The organism is Polaromonas sp. P1_F8, assembly GCF_056405635.1.
Genome location: NZ_JBFUBS010000006.1, coordinates 97321 through 109372, shown reverse-complemented (window position 1 = coordinate 109372; position 12052 = coordinate 97321). Strand labels below are relative to the sequence as shown.

The following is a 12052-nucleotide window of genomic DNA, read 5'->3' as shown; positions in this document are numbered from 1 at the left end:
CCCACGTCAGGTGTGGGCCCTGCCGTCAGCCCGCAGCAGCATTTGCGCCATAAAGGCAGGCAAAGGCCTGCCGTCGGACAGCAGGTATTTCGCCATGGGGATCACCGTGCTCTGTACCGAAGGCCGCGCACTCATCCTGTCGCGCCATGCCAGCAGCAGCGGCGTAGCCGGTGTGAGGGGCGCGCCCTGGCGTTCGCCAAACACCATCGCCATATACAGCGCGATGTCGGCGAACGAGAAGGTTTCCATCATGAACTCCCGGCCAGCGAGGAGCTTCTCAAGCCGTGTGTAGAAGTCCTGCGCGCCGGCAATCGCAGTGACGGCTTGCGGGTCGTTCAGGTCGTGCTGCAAGCCCATGAGCCGGATGATATGGGGAAAGTAAACCTCGTCCGACATATGTTCCATCTGCCGGGCTCGCGCACGGGCGGCAATGCTGACGGGCCACAGCGCAGGCTCGGGCTGCAGGTCTTCCAGGTACTCCAGGATCTGCGTCGAGTCGAACAGCTCCAGGTCGCCATGGATCAGTACAGGTACCTGCTTTTTGGGATTGATGCGCACTACCTCCGGGTGCTTGGGCGAGTAGCCCTCGGTCTGCGTGAAGGGCACCATGACGATATCCAGCGGTATGCCTTTTTCAAACGCGGCGATCTGCACCTTGGCGCCGAACATGCTGAGGCGGGCTGAATAGAGACGAATCGCGGGCGTTTTTTCTGTAGGAGTGTGTGGCATGGGTGGGTGAGTTTCGTGGTGATGGGCGTTTGTTCAATGACTATGACGTGGAGGGCGGCGGCTCTCGGTCAAACAGGCCGGGTGCGCCGCCGATCTCGGCGCCTTCAATCAGTAGCATGCGCAGCTTGGTCGAGACACCACCAGGTGCGGAAAAGCCGCCCGACTGCGCGCCAGCCGCCAGAACGCGGTGACAGGGCACGATGATGGGAAACGGGTTGTGCCCCAGCGCCTGACCCACGGCACGCGCCGAGCCGGGTTCACCAAGCTCGGTGGCGATGTCGCCGTACGTGCGGGTCTTGCCTGGAAGAATCTCCTGCGCAATCGCGTACACCCGTCGGTTGAAAGAGGGGACGTGACGCAGATCCAGTGTGCAAAAGCGCAAGTCACGGGCCTCACCCGCCAGCAGGGCTGTCATGGCATCTATGGCCAATTGCATGCCGCGCGGCGGCGCGGCAGGAGCCAGCTGCGCAAACTCCCTGTGCAAACGGGACAGCATGCGACTCTCCGATGTTTCGGGCAGCCGCACGGCTGAAATCCCGTGTGCATTCCACACCAGCGCGCACTGCCCAACGGCAGTGCCAAAAAGTGCGAAGGCGTGAAGTTCACTGTCAGCGGCCATGGTGTCCGACATGCTACACGCGACCGGTATCTGGGGTTTGAGGCGTTTCGACATTGGAAGATCGGCGCTGCGACGGCAGCAAAAAAATCCATCGCATGTACCGAAACGAAGTGAGCGAATCTCCAGCGCCAATTGGATGGAGTTTCCTCATGTGTTGCTGGCCAGACGTAGGCGCGCGTAAGGTCTGTTGTTCTTGCCGCATCGTCAATGCAAACTGGTGAATGTAAGAATTAATTTCGTTACCTATCTTGCACACCACTGAAGCTTTTAATTTTCTGCAGACGTACCATGCGTTCTTTTTGAAGGAACTCACAATGGCAACACCGTTCTTTGGCAAGCGAGAAAACGAGACACCAACGGGCTTGCGTCATGGCCCGGGAAATGGTTATGGGACCACGGGCACGTCCAGTGCTTCCGGCGCGCTGCAGTCGGGTGCATCGTCCTCAAATGTGAACCAGCAAAACACCGCCAAGGCGGTCAATGAAGCGCCTGCGAGCACGGGAAAAGAAGGCGGCAGCAAGTTGACGGTCGGCCCCAACATCAAACTCAAAGGCGTGGAGATCACGGACTGCGATACGCTGGTGGTCGAAGGCCTGGTGGAGGCCACCATGGATTCGCGTGTGATCCAGATTGCCGAGCAGGGGGCGTTCAAGGGCTCCGCAGAAATCGACGTGGCGGAAATCCGTGGGGAATTCAACGGCAACCTTACAGTGCGGCAGAAACTGGTGATTTACTCGACCGGGAAAGTCACGGGCATCATCCGCTACGGCAAGCTGGTGATTGAAGAGGGCGGCCAGCTCTCAGGCGAAATCCTGTTCGGTGCGCTGGCTGCGGCCAAGCCGGCGAGCGTGGTCAAACCAGGTTTGCAGGCGGTGTAGGAGACTTAAAGCAACAACAGGGCGCGTTTCTAACGCGCCATCGAAACCTCCACATCACCTCCCTGTTGCTCGCGGCAGGAAGGTGATGCGGAGTTTTTGTATTTGCGGTTCGGGCTACAGCCACCGGAACGCCAGCGGTATCAGTGCGGACGCCAGAACCACCTGCAGGCCCAGCGCCAACCCGGCGTAAGCGCCTGCGTCGGCGTTGACCTGCAAGGCCCGCGCGGCGCCCAGCCCGTGAGATGCCGTGCCCAGCGCAAAACCACGCGCGGCCCAGCCCGCTGCGTCTACGGGAATTCGCAGGGCGTCAAACAGGTATTTGCCGCAGAGCGCACCCACGAGGCCAGTGACCACGGCAAACACAGCCGCCAGGGCGGGGATCCCGCCGATCTTTTCCGCAATACCCATGGCGACCGGTGCGGTGACAGATTTGGGCGCGAGCGACAAGGTAACTTCGGCGGGCAAGCCTGCGGCCCACCCCAGCAACAATGCCGATCCGCTGGCCGCAGCACCACCGGCCAGGGCGGCAAGCAGCAGCCGGCCCCAGCGCCTGCGCAGTTCTTCGCGCCGCAACCACAGGGGCCATGCCAGTGCCACCACCGCAGGGCCGAGCAGAAAATGGATGAACTGGGCGCCCGCAAAATAGGTGGGGTAAGGCACGCCGGTGGCCAGCAGGGTGCCGGCCAGGCAAATGACCGTCCACAACACGGGATTGGCCCAGGGCGCTTGTCCGAGACGAGCGTAAACGGCTTGCGCGAGCACATACACCACGAGCGTCGCGGTCAAGCCAAACAGGGGTGTGGCCGACAGGTAGACCCACAACTCCACAAATTTAGGCATGTGGAGGCTCCTGGGGAGGTGTGTCGCTGCGGTCCCGCAGCAGGTGCAGCATTAGCACAGTCACGAGCAAACCCGCCAAAGTGGACGCCACCACGACCAGCAGCATGCGTGCGCCGTACTGGCTGACCAGTGAAAGATGGGTCATCACCCCAACGCCGACAGGTACAAAGAGTAACGAAAGGTGCGAGAGCAGGAAGTCTGCGCACACTGCCACAGGGCCGCGCACCGTGTCTGACTGGAGGCCGAGCAGAAGCAAAACCATGCCAATCACGGGGCCCGGAAACGGCAGGGAAAAACCGCGAGAAAGAAGTTCCCCCGCGGACTGAAAGACGAGTAACCAGGCCAAACCCCGCAACGCTGTCATGGCATGGTTTCCACGGCAGGTGAGTGCACTCCCGATGCGAGGGCATCGCCCGGAATTGCCGGAATGGTCATGGCAATATTTATTCTGGAAAGTTTAAGGACTGGCAAAAAGATCCCCTTGCGGCCACTCCCGTACCGCATTGGCTGCGCCCCACAGTGCCTGGTCGATATCTTTGAAGAAGGCGCGGCGCCCGGATGGGTCCGGCCTGGAATTGAAGGCCACCACCCATGCATAGCCTTGCCGGGTCCGAAGTGCCAGGGTCTGCAGGCCCGGCTGGCTGCCTGTGTGCCACCAGTTATCGCCCTTGTCACTCCTGACGACGTGGATGCCTGCCGCATAAAAGCTGCGCGGATTGCCATCTTTTTCCAGCGTCGGCTCGCTGCGCATGGTTTGCAACGATTCCTCATTCAGAAGGCGTTTTCCCCGTGCACCGTCGATCGCCAGGAAAAACTTCAGCACATCTGTTGGCGTCGCGATCCAGGCGCCAAGTGCGTCCATGTTTTCGACGGAGTAGGAGCCGTAAGGACTGGGTACATTCGCGTTCGTGACACCCGGTGCGCCCCGCTGCAGCGGCTCTCCGGGATACGCGTAGTACTTCGTCTCGCCCTGCCGGCTCTCGGTGCTGCTTGCGACCTGGAAGCCTTTGCCGGTGGACGGCATCAGAAACTCCCGGCTGCTGAAGGCGCGGTAGGATTCGCCGGTGACGATTTCCACAACCCTTCCGAGCATGCAGTAACCGGTATTGGAATAGGCGAAGCGCTCGCCGGGCGTGAAGTCCAGCTTGTCCTGCAGGGAATCCCGGATGATCGCATCGCAGGTGACGGGCGCAACGCCTTGCCGGCGGGCTACGTCCCTGAGCCGGGGCTGAAAAAACGGATCACCCGAGCGCTCGCGATCGAACCCGCCTGAATGCTGAAGCAGGTGCCGGATGAGGATGTCCTTGGCGCGCGGGTCAGCGGGGGAGCCGGACGCTATCCCGGCTCTCTCGAAAAGGGGCAGCACCGGGTCGTCCAGTTTCAGCTTTCCATCCTCTGCCAGCTTGAGCACCATGACCGCCGTCAAGGTCTTGTTGATGCTTCCCATGCGGAACAGGGTTTGCGGCGTCATGGCGTCCGGCTTGTCCCTGTCGGCATAACCGTAACCTTTGGCAAGGAGCAGCTTGCCGTCCTTTGCCACGGCCAGGCTGGCGCCCGGGACATCGTGTTTTTTCATGACCTCCAGCATGGCCCTGTCGAAGGGTTCGAGGTGGGGCAGTGACTGCCCTGCCTCGAGGCACCAGCCCCACTGCGGGACGAACGCCAGCAAGGCGACCGACAGGCCGCGAGAGAGTTGGCGGCGTATGGTGGGAAAACCGCTGGACGGTACTGCATGCATTTTTTTTGCTTGGGTTGTCCGCGCAATCTACGAGGTTGCCAGGCGACTGCGTCGTTCGCCTAAAAGCGCGGTAAGTCGGGGTGCTTGATCTGCCCGCCGCGTACCAGCATTTTTCCGTATTCGGCGCAACGGTTCAGCGTCGGGATCACCTTGCCTGGGTTGAGCAGGCTTTTGCTGTCGAACGCGCGTTTGACACCGAACATCTGCTCGTTTTCTTCAGCGGAGAACTGCACGCACATGGAGTTGAGCTTTTCCACGCCCACGCCGTGTTCGCCCGTCACGGTGCCGCCCATCGCGACACTGGTTTCCAGAATGTCTGCGCCGAAGAGTTCGCAGCGGTGCAACTGGTCGGGGTCGTTGGCATCGAACAGGATCAAGGGGTGCAGGTTCCCGTCGCCCGCGTGGAACACATTGGCGCAGCGCAACTGGTATTTCTTTTCCATCTCTGCGATAGCCAGCAGGATGTCGGTCAGGCGCTTGCGCGGGATGGTGGAGTCCATGCACATGTAGTCGGGGCTGATGCGTCCCGATGCGGGGAAGGCGTTTTTGCGGCCGCTCCAGAAGCGCAGACGTTCAGCTTCGTTCTGGCTCACGGCAATGGCCGTGGCGCCACAGCGGCGCAGCACATCGGTCATGCGGCCGATTTCTTCTTCAACTTCTTCCGGCGTGCCATCGCTTTCGCACAGCAAAATGGCTTCGGCGCTGAGGTCGTAGCCGGCGTGCACAAAGTCTTCCACTGCGGCCGTCATCGGTTTGTCCATCATTTCGAGGCCGGCTGGAATGATGCCCGCGGCAATCACGGCGGCCACCGCATCGCCGGCTTTACGCAGGTCGTCAAAGCTGGCCATGATGCAACGCGCCAGTTGGGGCCTGGGTATCAGTTTCACCGTCACTTCAGTGGTCACGGCCAGCATGCCTTCGCTTCCGATGATGATGCTCAGCAGGTCATAGCCTGCTCCATCGAGTGCATCACTGCCGAATTCAACTTCCTCTCCTTCAATGGTGAAGCCTCTGACCTTGAGCACGTTGTGTACCGTCAGCCCGTACTTGAGGCAATGCACGCCACCCGAGTTCTCGGCCACGTTGCCGCCTATGGTGCAGGCTATTTGGCTGGAAGGGTCGGGCGCGTAATAAAGGCCCAGCGGCGCGGCCGCTTCGGAAATGGCGAGGTTGCGCACGCCGCCCTGCACCACGGCCGTGCGGCTGATGGCGTCGAGTTTGAGAATCTTGTTGAACTTGGCCAGCGATAGCGTGACGCCCAGCTTGTGCGGCATGGCGCCGCCGGAAAGCCCGGTGCCGGCGCCGCGCGCGACCACAGGCACTTCCAGCGCATGGCAGCTCTTGAGCACGGCCTGCACCTGGTCATAGGTCTCGGGCAAAGCCACAACCAGCGGCCGCTGGCGGTAGGCGGTCAGGCCGTCGCACTCGTAAGGTGTGGTGTCTTCGTTGTTCCACAGCAGGGCATGAGCCGGCAACACCGCCCGCAGCGCTCGCACGACCTGCGACTGCCGTTCCGAGCGTTCAAGCTGGCTTTGCTGTTTGAGCGAGGCGGGGGCGTTCATGGTCTGTCTGGCTCCGGGGTTGAAACCAGACTGTAGGGCAAGCGGCGGCGGCCGGGTTGAAGAAATTTAATGCCGGGTGTGAAATGCCGGCCGCCAGAATCCGCTCAAAACGGGAAGAGCTTCAAGACTTCGTTCCCGGAGCCTTGCCGGCGCCGGGCGTGTCGTAAAACTTGACCTTGCCGGTCTTCACGTCGTACATGGCCCCCACGATCAGGATTTCTCCCTTTTGCTCCATCTCGCGCAGGATGGGGCTCTTCTCGCGAATCGTTTCCACTGTGAGATGCACATTGCTCTCCGCCACCATCTCGACAAAGGCATAGTTCTTGGACGTGCGGTCCTTGATGTCGGCGGAGACCAGGTTCGCGGCCGGCTTGATTTTGCCGATGAGTCCCGTCAGGTTGCCCAATTGGGCGTCGTCGCAAGCACCCTTGATGGCGCCGCAGCTGGTGTGACCCATCACCACCAGCAGTTTGGCACCCATGACTTTGTGCGCGAATTCCAGGCTGCCCAGGATGTCTTCGTTGACGATGTTGCCTGCCACGCGTGCGTTGAAAAGGTCACCTATGCCCTGGTCAAACACAATCTCGGCCGGTGCGCGCGAATCAATGCACGACACCACGCTGGCCAGCGGAAATTGGCCGTCCGCCGTGGCCTTCATTTCCTTGAGGTAGTTCTGGTGGCGCGGCTTGCCGGAAACGAAACGCGAATTACCGGCCTTGAAGCGCGACAGGATTTGCGTGGGCGTCACGGCTTCCTGGCATGCCTTGGCGTCCTGGATGGTACAGAAGGTGCCGGGTTTGACAGCCTTGGCTGCGGCGGCCTTGCCTTCGGCGTGAACCGCAGGCGAAAGTGCGAGCATGGAGAACAGGATGCCGGCCACGCCGGCGGCCAATTGATTTTTCCTCATAAGAATTTCCCTCGTTGAACAGGTTGGTTTTTTTGACTATGTGCAGTCGGCCGGACCCTCACCCGGTATCACTGCCAGCCCATCATAGGCATGAGCCGGTACGGACGCAAAACCACCTATCGGACGGCGTCAGGAGCGTTAATGCTGTTGCAAGTCAAAAGGCCTTGAGCAAGGCACAAAACGCTGGCGGGTACGTCCCCGTCAAGGCATTTGAAATGCCGAGTGGCGGCTTTCTCGCTAACGGCCCTGGGGTTCTAACCCAGGCTTTTGCGCAGCCAGTCGGCAAAAGCCGCGCATTCCCAGCGGTCCATGGTGCCGGTGCGCCAGCACAGGTAATGTGCGTGCGGGCTGGGAATATTACCGGCGAACACGGCGTTGCTGCCCAGCCGCACCAGCGAGCCGTTTTCCAGCCAGGGCGCGCCCAGTTTGAGACGTATCAACGCGATGCCCATGCCGGCCGCGGCGGCATCGCACATCAGACCGATGTCGTTGAACTGGGAGCCGTCGGCGGGTTCGGGCCAATCAAGTTTGTGGGCGGCAAACCAGGTGCGCCAGGGTTCCAGCGGCGAGCGCAACAGGCTTTCGCCTTCGAGATCTTCAGCCGCCTCAAAGGGGCCGTGTTCGCGCACAAAAGCCGGTGAGGCGAGTGGCGCGACCTCGTCCTTGCTGAGGCAGACGTGCTCCAGGTCCGCATAGCGGCCGGTGCCGAAGCGCACGATGAGGTCGGCATCCTCGGCCACCACGTCCAGCAGCGGGATGGACACCTGCAGCGTCAGGTCGATTTCAGGATAGGCATCGGTGAACTGGCGCAGGCGCGGAATCAGGATGGAACGTGCGAACGTGGGCGTGACCGCCAGCCGTAACTTGCGCTTGCCGGCGGTAGTACTTTGCCCGGCCGCACCGGGAAATTTCTGCAGTGTGGCCAGGCCTTCGCGCACATGCGCCAGGTATTCGCTGCCTTCGGTGGTCAATGAAAAATCGGCACGGCCAAACAGCTTGGTGCCTATGATCTGCTCCAGCTGCTTGACGCGGTGGCTGACCGCGCTGGGCGTGACGCAAAGCTCCTCGGCCGCCTGCGTCACGCTGCGCAACCGCGCCAGCGCTTCAAAGGTCAGCAGGCACTGAATGGGCGGGATTCGGGCAGGAGTAGCCATGTCTACTGGTGAACGCTACACGTCGTTTGCGACGCTTCTTTGCAAGCAGGGGCCGCGGGACCGGCTTTGCCGGACCGCAGGCGTAGCGGCCCCGGAGGGGCTGGAGCCTGCGGCTCCAAAGCTGCTTGAGCAGCTTTGGACAGGCGACAGAGGCGAAGCGTCTCGCGAGCCGCGGCCTGCAAGGCCTCGGAAGCTACACGCAGTGAGCGACCGTGGGGGCTCATGGTTATTTAAAGATGACAGTCTTGTGGCCGTTCAAAAGCACACGATGTTCACTGTGCCACTTGACGGCGCGTGCAAGTACCCGGCTTTCGGTGTCCTTGCCGCGGGCGGTCAGGTGTTCGACGGTGTCCTTGTGATCAACCCGGGTCACATCCTGTTCGATGATCGGGCCTTCATCAAGGTCTGCCGTGACGTAATGCGCCGTCGCGCCTATCACCTTCACACCGCGTTCATGTGCCTGGTAATACGGTCTGGCGCCCTTGAAGCTCGGAAGCATGCTGTGGTGGATATTGATGGCACGCCCCGAGAGTGATCCGCACATCTCGTTGCTGAGTACCTGCATGTAGCGCGCCAGCACGACCAGCTCGGCACCTTCTGCCTCGATGATCTCAAGCTGCTTCGCCTCGGCCTGCGCCTTGGTGGCCGCCGTCACCGGGATGTGATGGAAAGGAACGTTGTAGCTTGCAGCCAGCTGGTAAAAATCTCGGTGATTGCTGATGATGGCGCGCACATCCAGCGGCACCATGCCGGACTTCCAGCGAAACAGCAGGTCGTTGAGGCAATGGCCGTCGCGGCTGACCATGATCACGGTACGCATGGCTGCTTCTGTCGAGTGAAGCTTCCACTTCATGCTGAAAGGTGAGGCGAATGCTTCGAGTTGCGTCTTCAGTTCTTCCTGGGTCAGCTGGTCGCAGGCAAACTGAACCCGCATGAAGAAAAGGCCGGTGTCATGGTCGTTGTATTGCGCGGCTTCTTCAATATTGCCGCCGTTCTGCAACAGGAAACCAGAGACAGCGTGAACAATGCCCATACGGTCCGGGCAGGACAGGGTAAGGATATAAGCGTGATTCATAGGGGGTGAATTGTCGCAGGTGAAGGCTGTGTCTGCCCGGCCGGCGGGCAATTGAAGGTGCAGGGCGGCGGCAAGAGTGCCAGAATGCAAGATCAAGCGCTGCTATCCCAGCTTCACACCTTTCGACGCAGGAAACCACCATGGCCTACCAGAATTTCAACATGGAGCACCAATGGCTCCCGTTCACGCCCAACCGCAGCTTCAAAAAAGACCCGCGCGTGTTTGTGGCCGCAGACGGCATGCATTTCACGACGCACGACGGGCGCCAGGTGATCGACGGTATTTCCAGCCTGTGGTGCGTGGGCGCCGGCCATAACCGAAAGCCCATCAACGAAGCCATCAAGAAGCAGCTCGATACGCTGGACTACGCGACCGCTTTCCAGGCCAGCAACGATCAGGCCTTCAAGGCCGCCGAGATCATCGCGGGTATGGCGCCCGGCGACCTCAACAAAGTGCTGTTTTGCAATTCGGGCTCGGAGGCCGCGGACACGTCGTTGAAGGTCGCGCTGGCTTACCACCGTGCGCGGGGCGAAGGCCACCGTAATGTATTCATCGGCCGTGAAAAGGGCTACCACGGCGTTGGCTTCGGCGGCATGAGTGTGGGCGGCATTCCGGCCAACCGGAAGGTGTATGGCGCCGCGCTGCTGCCTCGCGTGGACCACATGCGCTTCATCCATGACCCGGTCAACCACGCCTATATCAATGGTGCTGAGCCCGTGTGGCAGGAAGACCTGCTGCTGGAGCTGGAAAATCGCATCCTGCCGCTGCACGACCCGAGCAACGTGGCTGCCGTCATCGTCGAGCCGGTGTCAGGAAGCGCCGGATGGTACCTGCCGCCCAAGGGCTACCTGAAACGGCTGCGCGAAATTTGCGACAAGCACGGAATCCTGTTGATTTTTGATGAAGTCATCACGGGCTTCGGCCGCCTGGGTACCGGTTTCGGGGCGGACTATTACGGTGTGGTGCCCGACATGCTCAACTTCGCCAAATGCGTGACCAACGGTGTCATCCCGCTGGGCGGTGTGATCTGCTCCGACCGCATCTATGACGGCATGATGAACGCCAATGCCGGTGCGCCCGAGCACGCCGTGGAGTTCTTTCACGGCTATACCTACTCCGGCCACCCGGTCGCTTGCGCGGCCGCTATTGCGACGCTGGAGCTGTTCAAGGAAGAACAGCTGTATGAACGTGCCGGCCAGATGGGCAAGGTATTGGGCGACGCGATGCACAGCGGCCTGAAGGGCCTGCCCAATGTGATCGGTATTCGCAGTCTGGGGCTGGCCGGCGCGGTCGAGCTGGCGCCGGTGGCGGGTGTGCCGGGCAAGCGCGCCTATGACATCTTCATGGACTGCTTCCACAACGGTGTGCTGGTGAGGCCGGCGGCTGACAACGTCGTGGTCTGCCCGCCCTATATCGTCGAAAAAGAACATATCGACCGCATCGTCAATGTGGTCGCCGACGCCATCCGAAAAAACGCCTGATTCACCGATGGAAGAGCCTCAAAAGGCTCTTCAGGGTTTGGGTGCCAGCTGCTTCTGCAGGCCCGCGCAATAGTCGGTCTCCGGGAGCGGGGCCGTTGCCCACACAGCATCGAAAGCGTCTGCCCTCTCAGCATTGGCAGGGTTCCCGGCAAGCAGGCGCACTGCTTTGGCCTTTACGTCCGTCGGCAGATGTTGCGGCACGCCCAGTTGCCGGTTCGCATGGCCGCTTCCGGCCAGCAGCAGCACTGTCTTGCCGGGCAGCACGGCCTGACCCAAGGTATTGGCCATGGTGATGTCTTTGGCAATCTGGATGCGTGTCATGGGCGTGATCTGGCTCTCGGGCAACAGGTTGCAGTGGCCGAGACGGATCAACTGCTGCTGGGCCTTGAGGGCGGGGCCTGGCAAGCGCGTGTCAAGCCGGCTGTCAGCCATACTGTCTGGCATCTGCACCCGGGGCAGATTGGCGCCCATCACGGGGACACCGGCGCGCACGGCGGTCATCACGGCAGGCCCGTAGGCTGTCCAGGGCCAGCCCTTGTCGTTCCAGTTGAGCGCATTGCGCACCTGCTGCTCGGTGGCGCTGGGCCTGAGCGCGGAAGTGCTTGCACCCGTGTCGGCCATCTCAAGGGCTACCGCAGCCAGCGCCCCTTTGGCCGCCAGGGCGGCGACCACCTGCTGTTCGATTGTCTGGTGCTCAGCGGCGTCGTGCTGCTCCCCGAGGATCAGGACGTCGGCAGGGAGCAGCGCCTCCAGCCGGGTGGATGTCTGTGCGGCTTCGCTGCCCGGCGCCTGCAGGATGGGCGCTTCGGGCCGTCCCGCGCAGCCTCCCGCCAAAGCCGTCGTGGCGGCGCAGACAAGGCATGCCAAAGCACGAGGGGTGAGGAGATGGGGCATCGGTGGATACTACCGCTTCCAGGCCTTCCTTGCCCCATCGCACCGCCCAGTCCCGCCCGTGCGTGTCGTCCTGACCTTGTTGCCGGCCTGGGGTGCCGCTTCTCTGTGTATTGCGCTGCGCACGCCTTTGGCCTTTGCCCTGGATGATCGGCCGCCTTGCTGGCGGCGACGATGG

12 protein-coding genes are annotated in these 12052 nt (G+C 61.6%); 2 read left to right on the top strand and 10 right to left on the bottom strand.

The window, feature by feature from the left end:
* Positions 1 to 6: 6 nt before the first annotated feature.
* Entirely contained in the window at positions 7 to 729 is a 723-nt protein-coding gene (locus tag AC1D1J_RS18755; RefSeq protein ID WP_477695530.1) for a glutathione S-transferase family protein, read from the bottom strand.
* Positions 730 to 769: 40 nt separating this feature from the next.
* Positions 770 to 1225, bottom strand: a complete 456-nt coding sequence (locus AC1D1J_RS18750) for a methylated-DNA--[protein]-cysteine S-methyltransferase (protein ID WP_477695529.1) — start codon at positions 1223 to 1225, stop codon at positions 770 to 772.
* A 437-nt stretch (positions 1226 to 1662) separates the two neighbouring features.
* On the opposite strand from AC1D1J_RS18750, the gene AC1D1J_RS18745 reads away from it, so the two are divergent.
* Positions 1663 to 2226, top strand: a complete 564-nt coding sequence (locus tag AC1D1J_RS18745) for a bactofilin family protein (protein WP_477687084.1) — start codon at positions 1663 to 1665, stop codon at positions 2224 to 2226.
* Between the two features lie 114 nt (positions 2227 to 2340).
* Here the strand turns inward: AC1D1J_RS18745 and AC1D1J_RS18740 are convergent, their stop codons facing one another.
* From AC1D1J_RS18740 to purU, 7 genes are all read right to left on the bottom strand, one after another.
* A complete protein-coding gene (locus tag AC1D1J_RS18740) occupies positions 2341 to 3066 on the bottom strand; it encodes an LrgB family protein (protein WP_477687085.1) in 726 nt (241 codons plus the stop codon).
* Positions 3059 to 3430 carry a CidA/LrgA family protein gene (locus AC1D1J_RS18735; RefSeq protein ID WP_477687086.1) on the bottom strand — a complete coding sequence of 124 codons (372 nt, stop codon included), beginning with the start codon at positions 3428 to 3430 and terminating at the stop codon, positions 3059 to 3061. The genes AC1D1J_RS18740 and AC1D1J_RS18735 overlap by 8 nt, the downstream gene beginning before the upstream one ends.
* A 93-nt stretch (positions 3431 to 3523) precedes the next feature.
* Complete coding sequence (locus AC1D1J_RS18730) at positions 3524 to 4804, bottom strand: serine hydrolase domain-containing protein (protein ID WP_477695528.1); 1281 nt, start codon at positions 4802 to 4804, stop codon at positions 3524 to 3526.
* Between the two features lie 59 nt (positions 4805 to 4863).
* Complete coding sequence (locus AC1D1J_RS18725) at positions 4864 to 6366, bottom strand: FAD-linked oxidase C-terminal domain-containing protein (protein WP_477695527.1); 1503 nt, start codon at positions 6364 to 6366, stop codon at positions 4864 to 4866.
* Between the two features lie 121 nt (positions 6367 to 6487).
* Positions 6488 to 7273, bottom strand: a complete 786-nt coding sequence (locus AC1D1J_RS18720) for a carbonic anhydrase family protein (protein ID WP_477695526.1) — start codon at positions 7271 to 7273, stop codon at positions 6488 to 6490.
* Positions 7274 to 7527: 254 nt separating this feature from the next.
* Positions 7528 to 8427 carry a LysR substrate-binding domain-containing protein gene (locus AC1D1J_RS18715; RefSeq protein ID WP_477687090.1) on the bottom strand — a complete coding sequence of 300 codons (900 nt, stop codon included), beginning with the start codon at positions 8425 to 8427 and terminating at the stop codon, positions 7528 to 7530.
* A gap of 226 nt (positions 8428 to 8653) precedes the next feature.
* Entirely contained in the window at positions 8654 to 9502 is an 849-nt protein-coding gene (gene purU, locus AC1D1J_RS18710) for a formyltetrahydrofolate deformylase (protein ID WP_477646659.1), read from the bottom strand.
* Positions 9503 to 9642: 140 nt separating this feature from the next.
* On the opposite strand from purU, the gene aptA reads away from it, so the two are divergent.
* A complete protein-coding gene (gene aptA, locus AC1D1J_RS18705) occupies positions 9643 to 10983 on the top strand; it encodes an omega-aminotransferase AptA (protein WP_477687091.1) in 1341 nt (446 codons plus the stop codon).
* 30 nt (positions 10984 to 11013) lie between these two features.
* Here the strand turns inward: aptA and AC1D1J_RS18700 are convergent, their stop codons facing one another.
* Positions 11014 to 11877 carry a ChaN family lipoprotein gene (locus tag AC1D1J_RS18700; protein ID WP_477695525.1) on the bottom strand — a complete coding sequence of 288 codons (864 nt, stop codon included), beginning with the start codon at positions 11875 to 11877 and terminating at the stop codon, positions 11014 to 11016.
* Positions 11878 to 12052: the final 175 nt, after the last annotated feature.

Excerpts from the sequence above, each read along its gene's own strand:
- AC1D1J_RS18755 (WP_477695530.1), bottom strand. The coding sequence starts at position 729 with ATGCCACACACTCCTACAGAAAAAACGCCCGCGATTCGTCTCTATTCA.
- AC1D1J_RS18750 (WP_477695529.1), bottom strand. The coding sequence starts at position 1,225 with ATGCTGTCCCGTTTGCACAGGGAGTTTGCGCAGCTGGCTCCTGCCGCG.
- AC1D1J_RS18745 (WP_477687084.1), top strand. The coding sequence starts at position 1,663 with ATGGCAACACCGTTCTTTGGCAAGCGAGAAAACGAGACACCAACGGGC.
- AC1D1J_RS18740 (WP_477687085.1), bottom strand. The coding sequence starts at position 3,066 with ATGCCTAAATTTGTGGAGTTGTGGGTCTACCTGTCGGCCACACCCCTG.
- AC1D1J_RS18735 (WP_477687086.1), bottom strand. The coding sequence starts at position 3,430 with ATGACAGCGTTGCGGGGTTTGGCCTGGTTACTCGTCTTTCAGTCCGCG.
- AC1D1J_RS18730 (WP_477695528.1), bottom strand. The coding sequence starts at position 4,804 with ATGCATGCAGTACCGTCCAGCGGTTTTCCCACCATACGCCGCCAACTC.
- AC1D1J_RS18725 (WP_477695527.1), bottom strand. The coding sequence starts at position 6,366 with ATGAACGCCCCCGCCTCGCTCAAACAGCAAAGCCAGCTTGAACGCTCG.
- AC1D1J_RS18720 (WP_477695526.1), bottom strand. The coding sequence starts at position 7,273 with ATGAGGAAAAATCAATTGGCCGCCGGCGTGGCCGGCATCCTGTTCTCC.
- AC1D1J_RS18715 (WP_477687090.1), bottom strand. The coding sequence starts at position 8,427 with ATGGCTACTCCTGCCCGAATCCCGCCCATTCAGTGCCTGCTGACCTTT.
- purU (WP_477646659.1), bottom strand. The coding sequence starts at position 9,502 with ATGAATCACGCTTATATCCTTACCCTGTCCTGCCCGGACCGTATGGGC.
- aptA (WP_477687091.1), top strand. The coding sequence starts at position 9,643 with ATGGCCTACCAGAATTTCAACATGGAGCACCAATGGCTCCCGTTCACG.
- AC1D1J_RS18700 (WP_477695525.1), bottom strand. The coding sequence starts at position 11,877 with ATGCCCCATCTCCTCACCCCTCGTGCTTTGGCATGCCTTGTCTGCGCC.